The organism is Gemmatimonadota bacterium (assembly GCA_039715185.1).
In the GTDB taxonomy this organism is placed as follows: domain Bacteria; phylum Gemmatimonadota; class Gemmatimonadetes; order Longimicrobiales; family RSA9; genus DATHRK01.
This window is the reverse complement of record JBDLIA010000027.1, coordinates 18,936-37,369: the sequence shown is the minus strand read 5'-3', so window position 1 is coordinate 37,369 and position 18,434 is coordinate 18,936. Positions and strand designations below refer to the sequence as shown.

19 protein-coding genes are annotated in these 18,434 nt (G+C 66.9%); 2 read left to right on the top strand and 17 right to left on the bottom strand.

Annotated features, from left to right (window positions below; translation table 11 throughout):
• Nucleotides 1–390: 390 nt before the first annotated feature.
• On the bottom strand, nt 391–954 hold the full coding sequence (locus ABFS34_07090) for a hypothetical protein (GenBank protein MEN8375198.1): 564 nt from the start codon (nt 952–954) through the stop codon (nt 391–393).
• 196 nt (nt 955–1,150) lie between these two features.
• On the opposite strand from ABFS34_07090, the gene ABFS34_07085 reads away from it, so the two are divergent.
• Entirely contained in the window at nt 1,151–2,149 is a 999-nt protein-coding gene (locus ABFS34_07085) for a c-type cytochrome (protein MEN8375197.1), read from the top strand.
• 17 nt (nt 2,150–2,166) lie between these two features.
• Here the strand turns inward: ABFS34_07085 and ABFS34_07080 are convergent, their stop codons facing one another.
• The 3 genes from ABFS34_07080 to ABFS34_07070 form a co-directional block, all read right to left on the bottom strand.
• Nucleotides 2,167–2,733: a hypothetical protein gene (locus tag ABFS34_07080; GenBank protein ID MEN8375196.1), complete on the bottom strand. Its 567-nt coding sequence runs from the start codon at nt 2,731–2,733 to the stop codon at nt 2,167–2,169.
• A 183-nt stretch (nt 2,734–2,916) separates the two neighbouring features.
• Nucleotides 2,917–3,714 carry a subclass B3 metallo-beta-lactamase gene (gene bla / locus ABFS34_07075; GenBank protein ID MEN8375195.1) on the bottom strand — a complete coding sequence of 266 codons (798 nt, stop codon included), beginning with the start codon at nt 3,712–3,714 and terminating at the stop codon, nt 2,917–2,919.
• Between the two features lie 111 nt (nt 3,715–3,825).
• Nucleotides 3,826–4,191: a hypothetical protein gene (locus ABFS34_07070; GenBank protein ID MEN8375194.1), complete on the bottom strand. Its 366-nt coding sequence runs from the start codon at nt 4,189–4,191 to the stop codon at nt 3,826–3,828.
• Nucleotides 4,192–4,410: 219 nt separating this feature from the next.
• Here ABFS34_07070 and ABFS34_07065 point away from each other — a divergent pair, with 219 nt between their 5' ends.
• Entirely contained in the window at nt 4,411–4,971 is a 561-nt protein-coding gene (locus ABFS34_07065) for a hypothetical protein (GenBank protein ID MEN8375193.1), read from the top strand.
• Nucleotides 4,972–5,150: 179 nt separating this feature from the next.
• Here ABFS34_07065 and ABFS34_07060 read toward each other — a convergent pair whose 3' ends face one another.
• The 13 genes from ABFS34_07060 to ABFS34_07000 form a co-directional block, all read right to left on the bottom strand.
• Nucleotides 5,151–5,759: a hypothetical protein gene (locus ABFS34_07060; protein MEN8375192.1), complete on the bottom strand. Its 609-nt coding sequence runs from the start codon at nt 5,757–5,759 to the stop codon at nt 5,151–5,153.
• Between the two features lie 497 nt (nt 5,760–6,256).
• Nucleotides 6,257–7,237, bottom strand: a complete 981-nt coding sequence (locus tag ABFS34_07055) for a hypothetical protein (protein ID MEN8375191.1) — start codon at nt 7,235–7,237, stop codon at nt 6,257–6,259.
• Between the two features lie 16 nt (nt 7,238–7,253).
• Nucleotides 7,254–7,415 carry a hypothetical protein gene (locus tag ABFS34_07050; protein MEN8375190.1) on the bottom strand — a complete coding sequence of 54 codons (162 nt, stop codon included), beginning with the start codon at nt 7,413–7,415 and terminating at the stop codon, nt 7,254–7,256.
• Between the two features lie 3 nt (nt 7,416–7,418).
• Complete coding sequence (locus ABFS34_07045) at nt 7,419–7,706, bottom strand: cytochrome C oxidase subunit IV family protein (GenBank protein MEN8375189.1); 288 nt, start codon at nt 7,704–7,706, stop codon at nt 7,419–7,421.
• A gap of 82 nt (nt 7,707–7,788) precedes the next feature.
• Nucleotides 7,789–8,421 (bottom strand): cytochrome c oxidase subunit 3, encoded by a 633-nt coding sequence (locus ABFS34_07040; GenBank protein MEN8375188.1) that lies wholly within the window; start codon nt 8,419–8,421, stop codon nt 7,789–7,791.
• 10 nt (nt 8,422–8,431) lie between these two features.
• Complete coding sequence (locus tag ABFS34_07035; GenBank protein ID MEN8375187.1) at nt 8,432–10,207, bottom strand: cbb3-type cytochrome c oxidase subunit I; 1,776 nt, start codon at nt 10,205–10,207, stop codon at nt 8,432–8,434.
• 6 nt (nt 10,208–10,213) lie between these two features.
• Nucleotides 10,214–11,005, bottom strand: coding sequence for a cytochrome c oxidase subunit II (gene coxB, locus ABFS34_07030; protein ID MEN8375186.1), 792 nt, complete (start codon nt 11,003–11,005; stop codon nt 10,214–10,216).
• Between the two features lie 93 nt (nt 11,006–11,098).
• Nucleotides 11,099–11,965 carry a carboxypeptidase regulatory-like domain-containing protein gene (locus ABFS34_07025; protein ID MEN8375185.1) on the bottom strand — a complete coding sequence of 289 codons (867 nt, stop codon included), beginning with the start codon at nt 11,963–11,965 and terminating at the stop codon, nt 11,099–11,101.
• 63 nt (nt 11,966–12,028) lie between these two features.
• Nucleotides 12,029–13,603: a c-type cytochrome gene (locus ABFS34_07020; protein MEN8375184.1), complete on the bottom strand. Its 1,575-nt coding sequence runs from the start codon at nt 13,601–13,603 to the stop codon at nt 12,029–12,031.
• A complete protein-coding gene (locus tag ABFS34_07015) occupies nt 13,603–14,397 on the bottom strand; it encodes a cytochrome c (protein ID MEN8375183.1) in 795 nt (264 codons plus the stop codon). Before ABFS34_07015 ends, ABFS34_07020 begins: the two co-directional genes overlap by 1 nt.
• 1 nt (nt 14,398) lies before the next feature.
• On the bottom strand, nt 14,399–15,214 hold the full coding sequence (locus tag ABFS34_07010) for a c-type cytochrome (GenBank protein ID MEN8375182.1): 816 nt from the start codon (nt 15,212–15,214) through the stop codon (nt 14,399–14,401).
• Between the two features lie 7 nt (nt 15,215–15,221).
• Nucleotides 15,222–17,039: a cytochrome ubiquinol oxidase subunit I gene (locus tag ABFS34_07005; GenBank protein ID MEN8375181.1), complete on the bottom strand. Its 1,818-nt coding sequence runs from the start codon at nt 17,037–17,039 to the stop codon at nt 15,222–15,224.
• Complete coding sequence (locus ABFS34_07000) at nt 17,036–18,427, bottom strand: radical SAM protein (protein ID MEN8375180.1); 1,392 nt, start codon at nt 18,425–18,427, stop codon at nt 17,036–17,038. The genes ABFS34_07005 and ABFS34_07000 overlap by 4 nt, the downstream gene beginning before the upstream one ends.
• Between the last annotated feature and the right edge of the window lie 7 nt (nt 18,428–18,434).

Here is an 18,434-nt window from a genome sequence, read left to right as displayed (position 1 = left end):
GCGCTCTGCGCCAAGCCGCGCTCTGAGGTGTTGCCGATCTTGCCACGGCTCCAGGCCCTGGTGGCGCTCATTGCCGTTATCGTGACAAGCGGCGGGCGACCCTCGACGGTTGCTTCCGCGGCGGCGATTAATGCCGTCATCGCAGCAAGCGGCCGGCGGTCCGTCTATGCTCGCTGCGTTGACGGCGATTAATGCCGTTAGCGTCCCAAGCGGCCGCCAACCATCGCCGCTTGCTGCGTTGTCGGCGATCGCCGCCTTCGATCGAGGACGCGGCTTCCCCCATGAGCCCGCTCGCTACGGTAGGCGAGCGCAGCTGCGAACCGGCCGGTCATGCCGCTCCCGTACGCCGTGAATTCAGCGCGCAGGCCCTTGTTCGCGGGATGCTGAGGCTCATCTCGGAAGGTACACCGTGCCACGATAGTCCAGAGTGGCCGTCCCGTCTCCGTTCTGCCACCCCGTGAAGAATGCCGAGCCCGCCAGGCCGGCCCACTTCCCCGTGCCGCCGGTGAATTGCGCGAATCCGATCAGCGGAGCGCTTGGGGGCGGCGGATACACGAAGCCGCGGAGCAGCTTCGCCCCGAAGGTCATCGAGATCGAGTCACTATCGGCATCGATCCACGTGGCGATGCCGCCAGTGAGCTGAGCGAGATCCGTGCTGATGCAGTAGACCTCGGTTTCCGTGAGGTCTCCGAACAAATCCGACGTACCCGTCGACCGGCCGCTGCCCGGGTACCACTCGCCGGGCTCCGTCGGACAATGGCTCGACGGTTGCGGCGTGCCGGGCCCGATGGGTGAGTCGTTGACCAGTTCCTGACGCAGATGGAAATCGTGGGCCTCCGCAGGCACCGAGCCATCGGCGAAGCCACCGAGGTCGGAGGACGCGCCTTCGGCGCAGCCGGTCAGCAGCACAACGAGGAATACGATCGACGACACCGAGATGCGGACAACTATCATGGTCCGCACTTTAGGGATCGATTGTCCAAGATGCGCGCATCTCACTGGGAATCCCGCCGGACCGGTGATCATTCGACCAAGGCGGCCCGGAGCATGTCAACCTTTCGCAAAAATAGCGCCCGAGCCGTCGCTGCACTCCTCCAGGCTCCGTAACGTTGGTTCCAGTTGGCTGACTCGAGATCGCGGAGGCAGGTCGATGAGAATCAAGAGGGGGGTGCGCGCGGTCGGCTACCTAGGCTCGGTCACAGTCCTGGCCTGCGCGGGATCGACGCCGGCAGTCGCGCAGGAGTTCGAGAACCTTCAGGTGTTGCCGCAGGACATAAGCCGTCAGGAGTTGATCGAGGTAATGCTCGGCAACCTACGCGGTCTGGGCCTCCCACGGCGGGCCAGCCGAGGCTGTCTCTTCTGCCACGCAGGGTCCATGGACGTGCCTTCAAGTGAATGGGATTGGGCCTCCGACGAGAATCCCATGAAGCGGAAGGCGCGGGTGATGATGGCCATGGTCCAAGAGATCAACGGGTCCTTCTTGTCAGCGTTGCCGACGAGAAGCAACCCGGACCTCGAGGTGACCTGCTACACCTGCCACGCCGCGCGCACGAACCCCACGCCCCTACCTGACCTGCTCATTGCCGAATTCGAGAGAGGGGGAGTCGATCGGCTGGTCGAGGCCTACCGAGATGTCCGGGCGCGCTACTATGAGGCCGATGCTTACGACTTTCGGCCGCGGGTCCTCCTGAACGTCGCCGATCGCCTGAGCGCGATGGGCCACGGCGACGCGTCGGTGGCAGTTCATAGGCTGAACGTCGAGGTGACGGATGACCCGGTGGCGCGCGGCGGCCTGATCCGACTCCGCCTGGTTCAGGCCCTCGAATCGGACGGGATCGATTCCATGGTGACGCGCTACTACCAACTCAGGGATGAGCACCCGCCCCAGGCCTTCCGCCCGCTACTGCTGTCTTCCCTGGCGGGAAGACTCTTCAGGGCAGAAAGCCAGGACGCCGGCCTTCGACTATTCGAACTCAATCTCTCCGAGCATCCCGATGCGTTCGTGGCGACGGAGGACCTCGCGTGGACGCTACAGCGCTTGGGTGATCACTTAAGGGCGCTCGAACTCGCCGAACGATGGGTCGAAGGCAACCCCGATCATCAGTCCGGACTCCGTCTTCTGGCCGATCTCAGTGAGGCTGGGGGCTAGTGTACCGTTTTTTCGACCTAACCGGCCCCTTGCCCGGGGCGAATCCAGAAGAAGAGGAACGCGACGGTGGTGAGAACGGCGGAGGCCGCGCTGGCGACGGACCTGAGGCGACCCCGGGAGAAAAAGGCCGTGGCGGTGAGTACGAGCAGACCGGCGATAACGAGGTTGTCCGGACCGATCATCGGTGCACCACCCTGCACGTTGTACGGGAACGCCAGGAGCAAGAACACGCCGAGCGGTACGAGCGCCAGCCTTCCGTCCTTATCGAAGAAGTCGCCGAAGTCGAGTGTGGCCGGGCGAGCTTTGGAAGGCAGAACGAGTCCACCGCTAAGGAAGATGAGCACCGCCGAGATGAGGTCTACGAGATACCACTCGAAGGCCCTGTCGGCCGAATAAAACCAGAAAGCCGCGAACAGGAAATTGACGTGGAAGAGAAAAATGGCGAACGCCCACAGAAACGGCGTCCAGCTCAGGGCGATCTCGCGGCGCGACTGGATCGCGAAAACGACCGCCGAGAGAATCTGGGCGACCCCGAGTCCCAAAATGAACGAGAGGACGACCGAGAAGACCTCAAAGTCTGACATGGGCAGCCTCGCTCCCTCCGTCGAACCGATGCCGGGCTGGGGAAGTTAGCCAGTCTCACGGCCTTTCCACCATTGGCATCCATCCTCGCGGATCGTGGAGCGCCTTCTCGATCCGGACTTCAGCGCGGGTCCCCAGTAGACAAGACTTCCTGCCTCGGTTCGGCGAAAGGACGGCCAAGAGCGTCACTGTTGGTCCGTGAACTCTGCGCGGAACCTCGCCTCGGCCCGGTCGATGAAGCTGAGGTAGCCAACCCGATCGATGAACGGTTCGGCCGGGTCCTCCGCGTCGGCGCGTTCACGCCGTTTACGGTGCATGCTGAACCAGTTCGCGTGCGAGGCCAGGAAGATGTCGGCCGGCAGGCCTCGCAGCGTGCTGAAGCTGCGCTCGAAGTCGGCCCGCATTCCCGGATACGTCTCCGGCTCGACCAGCGACACGAACGGCGGCAGCGTGAGGCTGCAGATGTTGACGGCAAGCAACTCACGGTCGCCGTCGTGGACGGGGAACGACCACGATGTGCAGCCGCGGGTGTGGCCGGCGGTGACATGTGCCGTGAGGGCGAGCGACCCGAGGCGGATCGTCTCGCTGTCTTTGAACCGGTGGTCGATGCGCGGGGCGGGGAATCTGCCGAGCCCGAAGAAGCCGAGAACCCTGAGCGGCCCGAGGGCCGGGTCACCGGAGTGGCGGCCGGCGGCCATGACCTCGGCATCGCCTTCGCTGACCCACAGCTCGGCGCCGGAGGCCTCCTGTAGCGCGCGGAGTCCGCCGGCGTGGTCGGAGTGCGCGTGCGAGTTGAGCAACACCTTCACGTCGGCGATGTCGAAGCCGAGCTTGGCGATGCTCGCGATGATCAACGGAGCGGTTTCGGGATAGCCGCCGTCGATCAACACGTGGCCCTCGGACCCGGTAAGCAGGAATGCGGTGACGCCTGTGGCGCCAACGTAGTAGAGGTTGCCAGCGATGCGGAATGGCTCATCCGGCACCGAGCGACCTCTTCTGATCGCCCCCCGCCACTGCGTGCCGGCTACCACGAAAAGAACGGCCGCTACTCCGAGCAGTACTACAAACCGATGTCGTTTGATAAGGCGGCGCATTTATTCGCCCGCCGCCCGACCGAAGAGCCACGCCGACCACACCCACAGCAGGAAGTAGAACCCGTTCAGCCCCAGGATCTCGCCCACCGAGGTGACGGGGGAATGCTGCTTCCCGATGACCAGCGCGATCACCGTGACCGCCGCCTGAGCCCCCGCCGTCGCCACCATCGCCCACGCCATCCCCCGCGGCCTGAACCGCGCGATAAAGGCCCCAATGATGCCTACCATTACCACCCCGCCATACAGCCGGTCGAACGGGTCCCCCTCGACCCCGATGAGCCCAACCGCCCCGATCACCCACCCCAGCAGCACAGCCGCCGCGACCGCGACCCCGGCGGCCCACCTGTACGTCCTATCGTTCCTCATCGCTTGTCTCCTGAGTGAAGCGGAAGGCCTCCGCAACATGAGCGGATCGTTGGCGACAAGTACTTTATAATACAAAGTAAAGACACACAAGAAAGACCGAAATCAAGAAACACGACTCGAGCCACCGGGTCGGGCGCTGCCCGAGTCGCGCCATGGGTGACCAGAAGAGCCTGGACCGACGGAGGATAGCGCGGTTTAGGAGAGGAGGCCCTGCAGTCCGTGACCGGGATCGGCCAGACGCAGCCTTCGCGGGAGGTGCCCATCGTGAGCAGGCGCTGGAGGCTCAGCATCGTCAGCTCGCTGGTCTTCTACGTTGTCCTGGCGATCGTGGCCAGGGCGCTGGAACGTGCGGACAGCGGCTACGCCAGAAGCGTCGCGCAGTCGGCTGCGGATGCCGCCGCTCTCGCAGGTGCGAGTTCGTTTCTGGATGCACACGATGACGAGAGACTGGCCAGGCAGAGCGCCACCGACTACGTCCGATCGAACGAGACGGGTAGAGTAATGTTGGCACCGGAAGACATCCTCATCGATCTCAAGGAGGGGATGATCCAGGTTCGAGTCGAGGCTCGTGTCTCCAGTCTCCCGGCTCCGCTGGCCTGGCTCGCCGGCGTGCGACCCTCCGTCGTTACGGCTACCGCGGCGGCGGAGGCTCAGATGCCACAGTGCGTGGATACGGGCCTTAACCCAGAGGGTTTTGAAACGGTTCGGTGCGAGGGGATGATCAAGGTTTTGAGGTTGATCCCACCCCAAGACACTACCGCCGAGACACCCGCGCAGTAGTGCCGCCCCGTCGGCTCCGGCCAGAGCGGACTTGCTAGATCTGGGGTAGGGGCCGCCCATACGTGGTGGCCGAGGCCACGCCAAACGCCACCGGCTGTCAAGCTCAGTGGCATCGGATATCCAGGGCCGCGGGGTAGGGGCCGCCCGGCCGTCGCCTCGCTTCGGCTGCAAGTCCACATTCAGCCGCGAGGACGACCCGTGAGGGTGAGGCCGGCGTGTCGCAGAATGGCCTCGGCGACATCCGACAGGGTCGATTCGGTTTCGTCGGCGAAGAATATCTCGTCGATGCCCTGATCACGATATCGACTACGAACGGCATCGTGTGAACTGGGGAAAGGGTAGTAGATAACGGCGTAGAAGTGAGCATCGGGGTGGACGTCTCGGAGGCGGCTCACCTTTTGAGTGATCTCGTCGCCTCGTTTGTGGAAGTCCCTTGGCGATTCGAAGCGCTTCACATCGACGCCCACGCGCACGGGCCCCGTCTCGGGAAACGCGGCATCGAGTTCGAAAGCGCCGCCTGGATGCTTGAACTTCCGCTTTTTGAACGGACCGTCGGCGCTGTAGGAGTTCAAGTGGCGGAGAACCTCCTTCTCCCAGCGCCCCTTGCCTGCGCGCATCTCCTTATCCACCCACCAGAAGTGGTCCAGCAGCATCAGGGCCGGCACGGCGAGCTCTTTCGGGAGAAGTGGCTTGATGTAGCCCGCAAGCGCGTAGGCTGTGTTCTCGCGGACCGGTGTTCTGTAGGAGTTGAAGTCGATCCCGAGATCCCGTTCGTTGTGCTCGATCAAGGCCACCATTTGGGCACGGCTCGGACAAAAGGGTCTCTTACTCCGGGGTGATCAGACGCACCTCCCGACGAAGCCGGCGCCTTCCAGGACGCGCGCAGCTTCTCCGGTTCTCAGCCACTAGCGTTTTCAGCGTCGTTGAGCGGGCTTGCGACCGGGTCCCCGAGCTCAGATCTGAGCAGCAGGAGGAAGCCGCCTGACCGGCGACCTTCCGTCCCTGCCAAGCCTAGGGGGAGACGTGGGAGGCGGGCCGGCTATGCTGACATAACGATTCGTGGACCAGGCGCGACCGCCAGGCCACGCGACATCGCACTGCGGAATACGGGTGACTCCCGCGACCTTCTGTCCCCGCTAGGCCCTTCCCCCAGGACGGGGAGAGGGGAGGCGGACCCCGGGTTGCCGGTACGCTCTGAGCAGGGGTGTGAAAAACTCCCGCGACCGACTGTTTCTTGCGGAGTGGAGCGGGAGTTGTTTCACTCCCCTGCCCAGCCAGCCAGAACCTATCCTTTGCCAGCCAACTGGTCCTCGAACGCCTGCCCCTCCTCGAACGCCGCCCGCAGCTTCGGATGGCGCCGCCACAGGTACGACCCCATCGCCCCCGCCGCGATGATGTTGCCGATCAGGATGCTCCACCACGGGATCACGGTGAGCAGCCACTGCGCGACGATCGCGAGGACGCCGATGAAGAAGGTCTCGAAGACCACGAACAGCATGATCGCGCCGAGGATCAGCGGCATCGCGTAGTCCTCGGCCTCCTTCACGATCGCCGCCGCGATCAGGCCCGTGACGAAGAACGCGAGCACGTGTAGCCCCGAGTAGCCGAGGATCGTGAGCGCGTCGGTCTGCACCTCCGCCACGCTGCGAGCGCCGTGGAACAGGACCGACCCCAGCGCCCCGGGCGTGAAGAGCAGGCGGCCGAAGATCGCGTCGATGAGCAGGAACCAGACGGCCACCGCGCCCGCGCCGATGAGCCCGCCGTAGAGCCCCTCGCGCAGGACCCGGTTCTCGTCCAGCACGGCGCGCCAACTCACGCGCCGTTCCGGTCGCAGCAGCGCGAGCGTGGCCATGAGCGCCATACCGGCCAGGACGTTGCCCACCAGCACCTGTGGCCAGCCGAGCGCCGCTACCACGTCCACGCCGGTCAGCCACAGGCTGCCGTAGAAGGTGACGTCGAACAGCAGGAAGCCCAGGATCCCGCCCAGGAGCACGCCGGGCACGGTTTCCACCAGCCGGACGAACCACGCGGCGCCGATACCCACCAAGAGGAAGACCGCGTAGTGCAGGGCGGTGAACAGCCCTATCTGCGACGGGGTCAGCGAGACCTGCTCGCTGCCCGTCACGGCGGCGGCCAGGAAGGCCGGCGTGAAGAAGGGACGGCCCTGCAGGCCGTCGATCACCAGGAACCACAGGGCGAGCGTGGACGCCCCCACGAACCCCGCGACGATTCCTCGGAAGAGCAGCTTGTCTGCGGCGCGACTCATGCTCGCTGGCCTCCGGTTACTCCGAGACGTTCGGCCCCACCTCGGCGTGGTCGGACAACCTACGTTCGGCTCGCATCTCTCGCACCAGGAACGTGGCTATCCAGATGCCGACGGCGATGGGGATGGAGGACAGCAGCACCCCCGCCCAGAACATCCCCGTCATCAGCTCGGGGCGCATTAGCTAAAACTCGGTGAGGACGGCCATCACCAGGATCACCGCCAGCGGCAGCGGCGCGATGACCATCCACTTCAGGCGCTGCGGCTCGTAGCGCAGGTGCATGTAGTAGAGCGCCACGAGCAGGGCCTTCCAGAGCGCCAGGAAGACCAGAAGGATGACCTGCACGTTCTTGGGAAAGCCGAAACGCAACGGGATCAGCACCTCGATCACCGTCAGGACCGCCAGCGTGCCGAATACGACCATGTAGGCCTTGATGCTCGCTCCGCCCGTGTGCGCTGCCGCGTGTTCCATGCGCCTCCTCAGTCGAACAGTCGAAACTCTATCGAAAACCGTGGCGGCCCTCCCGGATTCTCCAGCCGGGAGGGCTCCATCCTCAGATCAGATAGACGATGGTGAACAGGATGATCCAGACCAGGTCCACGAAGTGCCAGTACAGGCCGGTGATCTCCACCGCGCCGTGGCTGCCCGCGGTGTACTTGCCGCGGAAAGCCTGGATCACCAGGTACCACAGCGCCAGCACGCCCATGAGCACGTGGAAGCCGTGGAACCCGGTCATGGTGTAGAAGGTCGTGCCGTACAGGGGCGCGCCCTCCGCGCGGTAGCCCTCCACGGTGGGCACGAATCCGTGCCCGGAGAGTTGGATGTATTCGTATACCTGCACGCCCAGGAAGGCCATGCCGATCACCGCGGTGGCGATCAGCCACATCTTCAGCTTAGCCTGGTCGCCGCGTTCGATGCCGGCGAACGCCAGCACCATGGTCACGCTGCTGCAGATCAGCAGGAAGGTATTGAACGCCGTCAGCGGGACGTTCAGCACCACCCCCGGCTGCGCGAACATGTCCGGGTGCGCCCCGCGCAGGATGATGTAGCCACCTATCAGGCTGGTGAAGAACATCACCTCGGACAGCAGGAACACCCACATGCCGAGCTTCATGTTGTAGACGCCCATCCCCACTTCGGTGGCGTCCATTCCTCCTCGGTCCAGCGCGGCCGCCTGTGTCGTCATCGTCCCCTCCTCACTCTGCGTACGCCGGCTCGGAAGCCGGGGCCGCGTGACCGGGTGCGTTCTGGGGCCAGTAGTCGTCGGCCGCGTCGGGGTGGCTGTACTCGTAGGGCCCGCGATACACCGTGGGCGTACGCTCGAAGTTGCCGTGCGGAGGCGGCGACGGCGCCGCGGTCCACTCCAGCGAGTTGGCGTGCCACGGGTTCTGCGGCGCTTCGGCGCCCTTGAACAGGCTGTAGATGAAGTTGAAGGCGAAGATCACCTGCGTAGCCACCAGCAGGAACGCCGACCAGCTGATGAACACCTGCAGGCCCTGGAACTGGGTCAGGAACTCGTACTGCGTGAAGTCGTAGATCCGGCGCATCATCCCGGCGATGCCCAGGTTGTGCATCGGGAAGAACGTCAGGTTGAAGAACAGCAGCGTCAGCCAGAAGTGGATCTTGCCGAGCGACGAGTTCATCATCCTGCCGAACATCTTCGGGAACCAGAAGGTGATCGCGCCGAAGATCGCGAACAGGCTGCCGCCGAACAGCACGTAGTGGATGTGCGCGACCACGAAGTACGTGTCGTGCAGGAAGATGTCCACCGGCGTCGACGCCACGAACACCCCCGACAGCCCGCCGATCACGAACATCGCCACGAACGCCACGGCGTGCAGCATGGGCGTGTGGAAATGCAGGTCACCGCGCCACATCGTGCCCAGCCAATTGAACGTCTTGATGGCCGACGGTACCGCGATGATCATCGTCGTGACCATGAAGCTCATGCCCAGCGTGGGGTTCATCCCGCTCTGGAACATGTGGTGCCCCCAGACGATCCAGCCGATGAAGCCGATCGCCACGATCGCCAGCACCATGGCGTTGTAGCCGAAGACCGGCTTGCGCGACCCCGCCGAGATGATCTCGCTCACGAAGCCCATCGCGGGCAGGATCAGGATGTAGACTTCGGGGTGGCCGAAGAACCAGAACATGTGCTGCCAGAGCAGCGGCTCGCCGCCGGTGGCGACGGTGAAGAACGTCGTGCCGATCGTCTGATCGAATAGCAGCATTATCAGAGCGCCCGTGAGGACGGGGATGGCGAGCAGGATCAGGATCGCGGTTATGAACAGCGCCCAGGTGGGCAGCGGCATGCGCAGCCAGGTCATCCCGGGAGCGCGCATGTTGATCACCGTGGTGATGTAGTTGACCGCGCCCATGAGCGAGGAGAAGCCCAGCACGGTCATGGCGATCAGCCACAACTGCTGCCCCGTATAGACTCCGGTCCACTCCGGGTCCGCGCTGAGCGGCACGTACTGGGTCCAGCCAGCGGCCGAGTGGCCGCCTTCGACGAAGAAGCCCGCCATGATGATCAGGCCGGCCACGAACGCGGTCCAGAAGCTCATCATGTTGAGCTTTGGAAACGCCATGTCCGGCGCGCCGATCTGGAGCGGGATCAGGTAGTTGGCGAACACCCCCACCAGCAGCGGCATGATCGCGAAGAAGATCATGATCGTGCCGTGCATGGTTACGGCGGAGTTGTAGAACTCCGGCAGGATGATCCCCGCGTTCACCATCGTCTCGGGGAACAGGCCCGCGCCCGGCAGTGGGCGCGACGGGTCGGTCGGATACGCGAGCTGCCACCGCATGATCGCCGCCAGAAGGCCGCCGATCATCAGGAAGAACAAGCTCATGAAGAGGAACTGGATCCCGATGACCTTGTGGTCCTCGCTGAAGACGTACTTGCGGAGGAACGAAGGCTCGTGGTGGTCCTGGGCGTGCGCCGCGTGGGCGTCCGTCATTGTCGTCGCCATGGGCCTCTACGGGTGATCGTGATCGGTCGATGGTGAGGCGGTACCGACCGCCACGGGCCGCTCGGACGGGACGTCCGCCGAGGCTTCCTGATCGGGGATGTCTTCGGCGGACGCCTCCGCGACGCGCGGGCCGAGCGGCGGCCCAGCGCCCTCGCTCTGAAGCCACGCGTTGAAGTCCTCGGCCGAGTGCACGATGAGCCTGCCACCCATGCGCGTGTGGCCGGTGCCGCAGAGCTCGGCGCACGCCAGCGTAAACTCGCCCGTGCGCGTGGCCTGGAACCAGACGGGGATCTCCATGCCCGGTACCGCGTCCTGCTTCACCCGGAACTCCGGCAGGAAGAAGGAGTGGATCACGTCCTCGCTGCGCAGCGTCACCACGACGGGTCGGTCGCCCGGTATGTGGATCTGGTTGCGCTTGATGACGTCATCGGCCGTCCCCAGCCGGCCGTCCGGCCCCGGGTAGGACGCGTTCCACTCGAACTGCTTGGCCGTCAGGTCTATCGCGTAGGCGTCGGCCGGGATGTTCGCCTGGTTCCGGATCTCCAGCCAAGGCCCGATGCTCAGCACGCCGATGAGGACGCAGAGCAGCGCCGGGATCGCCGTCCAGACGATCTCGACTTTCGTGTTGCCGTGCGTGTAGTGTGCCGCTCGTCCTTCGCGATGGCGGTACTTGAACACGAACAAAAGCAACACCGCCTCCACCACGACGAAGATCACGCCCGTGATCACGAGGATCAGGTAGAAGATCCCGTCGATCCGGTCGGCGTACGTGGAAACGGCTTCAGGAAGCCAGCCCATCGACGCTCCTTTCGGTGCCGGGTCGAGGGCGGGATCGTCCCACCCCCGAACCGGTGTTCACCAGATTCAACCGCGGTTGACGTGGCGTGCGCATCAGCGCGCGGCCGCGCCTCCGGCGTGCGCATCGTGCATCGCGACCGGATGGCCCATGCGGGCGGTGCCGGCCAGCGACTCGTCCACGCTGAAGTCGGCCGTCGCCTCGGCCTGCGCCGCGACGTTCACCACCATCTCCCGCTCGCCCAATGTCTCGTGCCAGATGGCGATGGTGTAATCGCCCGCCGGCAGCCCCTCGATGCGGTAGGTGCCGTCCTCGGCGCTCACCGCGAAGAAGGGGTGCTCCATGACCGCCACGTACGCCTCCATCCAGCCGTGCACGTCACAGCGCAGCGGGATCATGATCTCGGGCTGCGAGAAGCTGCGTGTGGAGGTCATGTTGGTCGGCTGGCTGATGTTGAAGCCGCGGTTGGCCTCGGGGCTCGCGTTGATGTTGTGGAGCAGGCCGTCGCTGTTGACGATCTCCAGGTCCTGACCGGTGCGCAGGCCCAGCACGTGCGGCACGTACTCGCAGCCGTTCTGGTCGAGGGTCGCCATGGCTCCGGCGGCGCCCCAGTCCTGCTCGGCCAGGCCCTCCTTGATGTAGACGAAGACCTCGGCCAGCCCGCCGCCGTCGCCCGCCTTCACCGGGGAGCGCATGGGCTGGCCGCCGTGCTTGTCGTTGCAGACCGGCTCGTCGCTCATGTCGATCATCTCGGGAGCGGGGACAGCGCCGGTGAACGTGATGGTGCCGACCACGGCGCCGGTCGTCGCCGGGTCCACCGCGGGGGCGGACGCCGCCGCGTCATCTCCGCCGTCGTCGCTCGCCGCTCCGCCGGAGCCCGCGTCGCCTCCTCCGCAGGCCAGCAGGAACCCAGAGGCGCCCGCGAGCGCCATGACCCTGAACGGATCGAAAGACTTCCTCATGTGCCGATTCTCCATCGCTGTGTGACTGACACGCCGGCCCCCAGAAGGGGGGCGGCGCTGGTTTCAAACGGCGCCCGCCGGCGCCGGGTGCGCGTCCTCGCTCGTCGCGCTCGCGCTCTGCGCGCGCCGCACGATGAGCAGACCCAGCAGGGCGGACAGGACCGCGGCGATCACCGGATAGGCGTAGGTCGACGCGGGCGTTGGCTCCGTCAGGTGAACATAGTACCAGGAACTGATCGAGCCGCGCGTGCCGGCCTCGCCGTTGTTGCCGTCCCAGACGCGGAACGCGACCGGGATGGCTTCGCCCGTGACGAAGCTCAGGCGCCGATCATCGTCGCCGGCGTCCAGCGTCCGGCGCATGACCAAGCGCCACTCGCCGTCGTCGAACTCGGCCTGCGCGGACACGTCGCCCGCGCCCAGCGACTCGGTGTCGGCGAGCCCCCTGCCGAACGCCTCCGAGACGCCGTCCGCGGCGTTCCATAGCCAGGTGTAGGCCGGCCGACGGCTATCGCCACCCAGGAAAAAGGGCAGCTCGCGCCCGTCCGGCATGACCGCCGGGAACTGTACCGACAAGGCGTCCGGCAGATCCGGGCCGGCGGGCTCTCCCTCGACGGGCCGCATGCTCGCTTCGACCAGCTGCCGCCACGCGTCCCAGATGGAGTCCGGGCTCTGGGAGGGATCGTGCCAGGATAGCCTGAGAGCGAGCTCCCGGCCGTCGTGCGCGGCCTGCACCCAGACGCCGTCCACCGACGGCGCGAACCAGCGCGGCGCCACCAGGATCTGGCCGACCAGCGGCACCCAGAAGCGCTCGTAGCCGGCCCACTCAGCGTCGCCCGGCGAATCCGGAAGCGCGCCCTCGGCGAGGTCCGCGCGGATGACCTCGGCGGGCTCCGGGAAGGTCTCGGGACCCAGGCTGCGGACGTAATGCGCCAGATTCCAGAGTTCCTCTTCGCTGGCGACGCCCGAGGTGATCAGATCGCTCGAGGACGGCATGGGCGTGCCGTCCAAGCCGGTGCGCAGGCGCCGATAGATGTCCTCGACGGTGCCGCCGCCGTTGAACATCCACGGCTCGCTCAGGTCGGCGGGGCGAATGGGATCGTCGTTGTCGTCGGTCATGTCCGGCGCCGAGGTGCCGTCGCCGCGGCCCGCATCGCCGTGGCACTTCCAGCACTCGACCCGCTCGAAGACCTCGCGGCCCGCGGCGATGCCGTCGGCTCCGCCGCCCAACGGTCGCCCGAGGTCCAGCGCCTGGGGCGTGCCCTCGGTCTCGAAGAAGCGCGAAAAGGTCTTCAGGTAGTCGACCAGGGCGTCGCGCTCGTCCCGCGTGAGGCGTTCGCGCCAACCCGGCATGGCGGTGCCCGGCATGCCGTCGTCGATGACCGCGAGGATGTCCGCGTCGGTGGGCAGGCCGCCGCTCTCGGTCGTCCGGATCTGGTAGAGGGCCTGCGTGAAGTCCCGGGGTCGCGGCAGCATGTACTCGGTGCCGTAGCCCTGGCCGTCGCCCTCGACGCCGTGGCAGCCGGAGCACCACTTGTCGTAGGGCGCCTTGCCGGGGTGCTCGGCGTCCTGGGCGGCCAGCGGGGCGGCCAGCGCGATGGCCGCCGCGACCAGCCCGGCGGAGGAGACGAAGGCGCGCATCAGTGCTCGCCCCCTTCCTCGTCTTCTTCCCACGTGCGCGGCGAGTGGCCCGCCTGCTCGTACATGAAGACGATCACCGACCAGATCTCATCCTCGGTCAGGAAGTCCTCCCAGACCGGCATCGCGGAGTGCCACGGCGTGCCCTCGACCGGCAGCCCCGGGCCCCCCTTGGCGACGCGCCAGAACACGAAGCTCTCGGTGAGCTGGGCGATGGTGCCCACGTCGTCGAACGACAGCGGCGCGGGGTTGAAGCCGCGCGCGTAGTGGCCGTCGCCCGCCAGCGCGTCGCCGTGGCACGGCAGGCAGTTCTGGTAGTAGACCCGCTTCCCTTCCTCGTAGTCCTCGGAGATCGACCCGTCGGCCCGCAGGGGATTGTTCAGGCCGGCGAGCACCATGGTCCGGCCCCGGAAGTCGATCTGCGAGGGCGGCGCGGGGTGGATGGACCGCAGCGTGGACGGCGCCGCGACCGTGGGCCGCACCTGCAGGAAGACGAACAGCCCGATCAGCAGCGGCAGCGCCACCATCAGGATCGAGCGCAACGTGCGCCGCTCGGGCAGCACCATGGTCTCCTGGAACGGCCGCTTGAACTCCGCCCAGCGCTCGTCGTTCCAGCTGGCCAGGATCAGCACGCCGGCGAACACGGTCGCGAGGTACTGCAGCACCACGCTGTTGGGCACGGGCGCGCTGTCCATCCCCAGTAGCGGCGGGATGTAGACGATGCCGAAGTCGATCAGCAGGTAGGAGCCGACCATGATCGCGACCGCCGCGCCGAGCGGGTGCTTCAGGTAGCGCATGTCAGCCCTCTTCCGCGAGCAGGTCCACGAGCGCCTCGAGTTGCGCCGCCGACAGCGACTGGCCGAACGCCGCCGGCATCATCCCGCCCAGCGCCTCGAAGCCGGGCGCCAGATCGGCCGCCGGGTCCAGGATCGCGCGGCGGATGTAGGCGCGATCCCGCGTGGCGCCCAGGCCGTCCAGCGCGGGGCCGACCGCGCCCCCCTCGCCGCCGAGCTGGTGACACGCGCCGCAGCCCGCCGCCGCCCAGATCTCCGTTGCGTCCGTACTTCCTCCCGCGATCGCGCCGCCGCCCGCCGCCGCGGCGGCTCCGTTCGGCGCGTCGGCCGCCTCGCCTGCGGGGTCCGCGCCGGCGCCGACGTCGTCGGCCGTCACGTCCACCGTGCCGCCCAGGCTCTCCAGGTACGCCACCAACGCCCATATCTGCGCGTCCGACAGCGTGCGGCTCATGTCCGGCATGATCGGCCCGAAACCCTCCACCACGTAGGCCAGCGGCTGGACGAGCGCCTCGTGCAGGTAGGTCTTGCAGTCCTTGCCGGTCTCGCGGGCGGCACAGCGCGCGCCGATCAGTCCCGTTCCGGCGTGGTCGGTCAGCAGGTTGGGCGCCCGCGTCCCCAGGCCGTGACAGGCCACGCAGCCGCCCGCGCCCTGGTACAGATCCTCGCCCGCCGCGACCAGCTCTTCGGCGGAAAAGTCCGCGCCCAGCGTGAGTTCCTGAGGGACCTCCGACTCTATCTGCGGGATGGCCGAGGCGAGCACCGTGTAGAGCGTAACGGTCCCCAGAATGACGGCCAGGATCTTCAGGTTGGTCAGCAGCATGGTCGCCTCACTGCCCCCGCGCGGGATCGGCGTTGGCGCCGGCGAGCGCCACGGCACCGCCAGCGTCGGCGCGCACGTCGGCCAGGACGGGCTTCTCCACCAGCCCTCCGAGCCAGAAGATGAACCCGATCAGCCCCAGGAAGATCAGCACGCAGGCGGTGATCACCTGGGCGGCGAAGCCGAGCGCCGGGGTGGCGGCCCACTCGCTCGTGTCGCGCATCACCTCCCAGATGTGCCAGTGCTGGCGTATGCCGCTGCGCGCGAAGCCCATGAGCCCCATGAGCCACGTGAAGGTCACGGCCAGCACGAACAGGGCGTACTGCGAACGTGGCGGCATCTGGCCCCAGCGGATCGCTCCCCGCGACTCGGCGCCCCTGCCCATCGCGAAGTCGATGGCCACCACCACCACGATCGTGATCAAGACCGCCAGGACCTGGTAGACGCTGAAACCGATGCGCTGCACCGCGGGGACGAAGTAGCCGTAGATCCCGTAGAAGAGCACGACCGCCGATGACACCAGGAACACCATGCCCTGCACCCTGGTGCCCGTCTTCGCCCACGGGACGACGGGAGTCTTGTTGGCGCGGCGGTAGAGAAGAAACGACAAGAACGTGGTCAAGATCATGAGGTTGACCGCCGTGTTCTTGGCGCTCATGACCCCCAGCACGCCCAGGAACGGGTGGTGGCTCCCGCCCATCGCGGCGAGCTCGGAGCGGCTCGCGATCATGGTGTGCGGCGTCGCCCACACGATCACCCCCAGCACCAGCACGAGCAGCATCCACTTGGTGTAGGGCGCGAAGCGTTCGGCGCCCGGGATGCGCTGCATGCCCACCCACAGGTAGTAGTTGCCCGCCAGGAACAGCACGCCGATCAGGAACGCCTGGATGATCCACAGCCAGCTCATGAACCCACCCATCATGGTGATGCCCATCTGCTGGTTGTACTCGTAGATCTCGCGCCCCAGGTAGTAGCCGGCGAACGGCAGGATGATCAGCGCGCCGATGGCGATGATGTTGCCGACGTAGCCCATCCAGTCGTAGTGCGCGCGCTCCTCGTCGGTGCTGGCGTTCAGGAAGCGGAAGGCTGCGTAGGCGCCGACGATGGCGCCGCCGAACACCACGTTCGCGATGATCCGGTGGATGTTGATCGGCATCCAGGTGGGGTTGACGATGGCCGACCACACGCCGATGTCGCCCGGCGGCGTGTCCGCCGTGACGCCCTCGGCGGGGCTCATCATGTAGCTCAGCCATGAGTCGGCGATGAACATCACCGCGGTGCCCCACACATTGAGCAGGATGCCCATGCCCCAGTGCGCCATCTTCGCGCGCCCGGTGCTCCAACGCTCCCAGCCGTAGTAATACAGGTACAGCGTGAACGACTCGAGGAAGAACAGGCCCAGGTAGAACCACACGGAGATCTCGAAGATCTCCATCATGTGGGTCCAGAAGCGCGGGTAGATGATGACCAGCGCGAAGCTCAGGATGGCGCCCCAGATGGCGGTGGCGCTGTAGGCGATCAGCAGCAGCCGCGTGAACTCCTTGGCCAGCCTGTCGTAGCGCTTCTCGCCGCCGAACATGCCTATGGCTTCGGCGACCACGGCGAACATCGGCACGCCCAGCACGAAGGCAGCGAACATCAGGTGGATCTGAGCGGATACCCAGACCACGATGCGGCCGCCGACGATGGGGAAATCGCCGTACTCGCGGCCCGCAGGCGCGGCCGTCTGGGCCCAGGCCGGTTCGGCCAGCGCGACCCCGACCGCCACCAGCGCCATAGCCCCGAGCAGCGCCGCCCAGCCACGCCACCTGCCACCGCCTCGGATCATCGGTCCCCCCTCATGAAGAAGGGCATCCGCTTCGAGAAATCCACGGGCATAGACCGTCGCACCTCGTCCATGACTTCGGTGGTCACGCGCGTGTGGCCACGCGCGCGCGCGAAAGATTCGACCCTCTGCGACACCACGCCGCGCACGAAGCTGGGGGCGCGCGCGATGCGCTCTCGCGCGTCCTCATCCCAGGGCAGCTCGCCCTCGAACGACGCCCCGTAGGTGATCGTGCGCTCGGGCTCCACGACCGCCGCCTCGCCCGTGGGCTCGTAGGCGCACGATTCGTCGGCACCGAGCAGGTCGCCCGTGTCCGCAAGCGCCCGGGCGCGGCAGCCGCCGCACACCCGCCGGTACTCGCAGGCGCCGCACTTACCGCCGAGCTCGCCCCCGCGCAGCGCGTTGAGCGCCGGCGACCCGAACCACACGTCGGCGAACGACTCGGAGCGCAGGTCTCCCGCTACCACGGGCGCGTACGGGCAGGGGGTGAGCTTCCCTTCCGGCGTGATGCGGCAGTAGTGGATCCCGCACGGGCAGCGCGTCTCGTAGCCCAGCAGCGGGGAGTCGGGGTCACCCTCCGTCACGTGTCGCATGAGCTGGGGCTGGCACTTGGTGCGGACCATCATGCGCCCGCGGTAGCGCCGCTCCAGCTCGACCACGTCCAGCAGGACGGCCTCGTTCTCCTCCGGGGTGAGGCCGCGCATGCGCTCGCCGCGCCCGGTCGCCACCAGGAAGTACAGGTTGAAGCTCACCGCCCCCGCGTCGGCGGCCCACTGCGCGATCCGGCCGATCTCTGCGCGATTGCCGGCGGTCAGCGAGGTCTGGACGATGAAGTCCAGCTCGGCCTCGCGCAGCCGTCCTACGGCGGCGAGCGTGTCCTCCAGCGCCCCACCTCCGTGCCGGAAGCGGTCGTGGTAACGGGCGTCGAGCGAGTCCACGCTGATCGCCACCCCGCGCACGCCCGCGTCCTTGAGCCCCGCGATGCGCTCCTCGGTCAGCAGCGTGCCGTTGGTGCCCACGACGACCGTGGCGCCGCCGCGCGCCGCCTGCCGGGCGATGTCCTCCAGGTCGGGCCGCAGCAGCGGCTCGCCGCCGCTCAGCACGAACATCGGAGCCGGGTTCACCGCGAGGATCTCGTCGGTGATGCGGAACACCTCGGCGGTGTCCAGCTCCGCGTCTTCGGTATGCCAGGAGCCGGCGGCGATGTAGCAGTGAGAGCAGGCGAGGTTGCAGCGGCGGGTGAGATTCCAGGCGACGACGTGCGGAAGGTGCCCCGCCCGCCGCGCATGGGCCTCCGGCGCGGACGCGACGCTCTGCCCGGTCCAGGGAAGCAGTCCGTCTGAGCCGGTGTCTCTCCCGGTGGGGAGGTCCAGCACGGGGAGACGTCCCATCACGCCG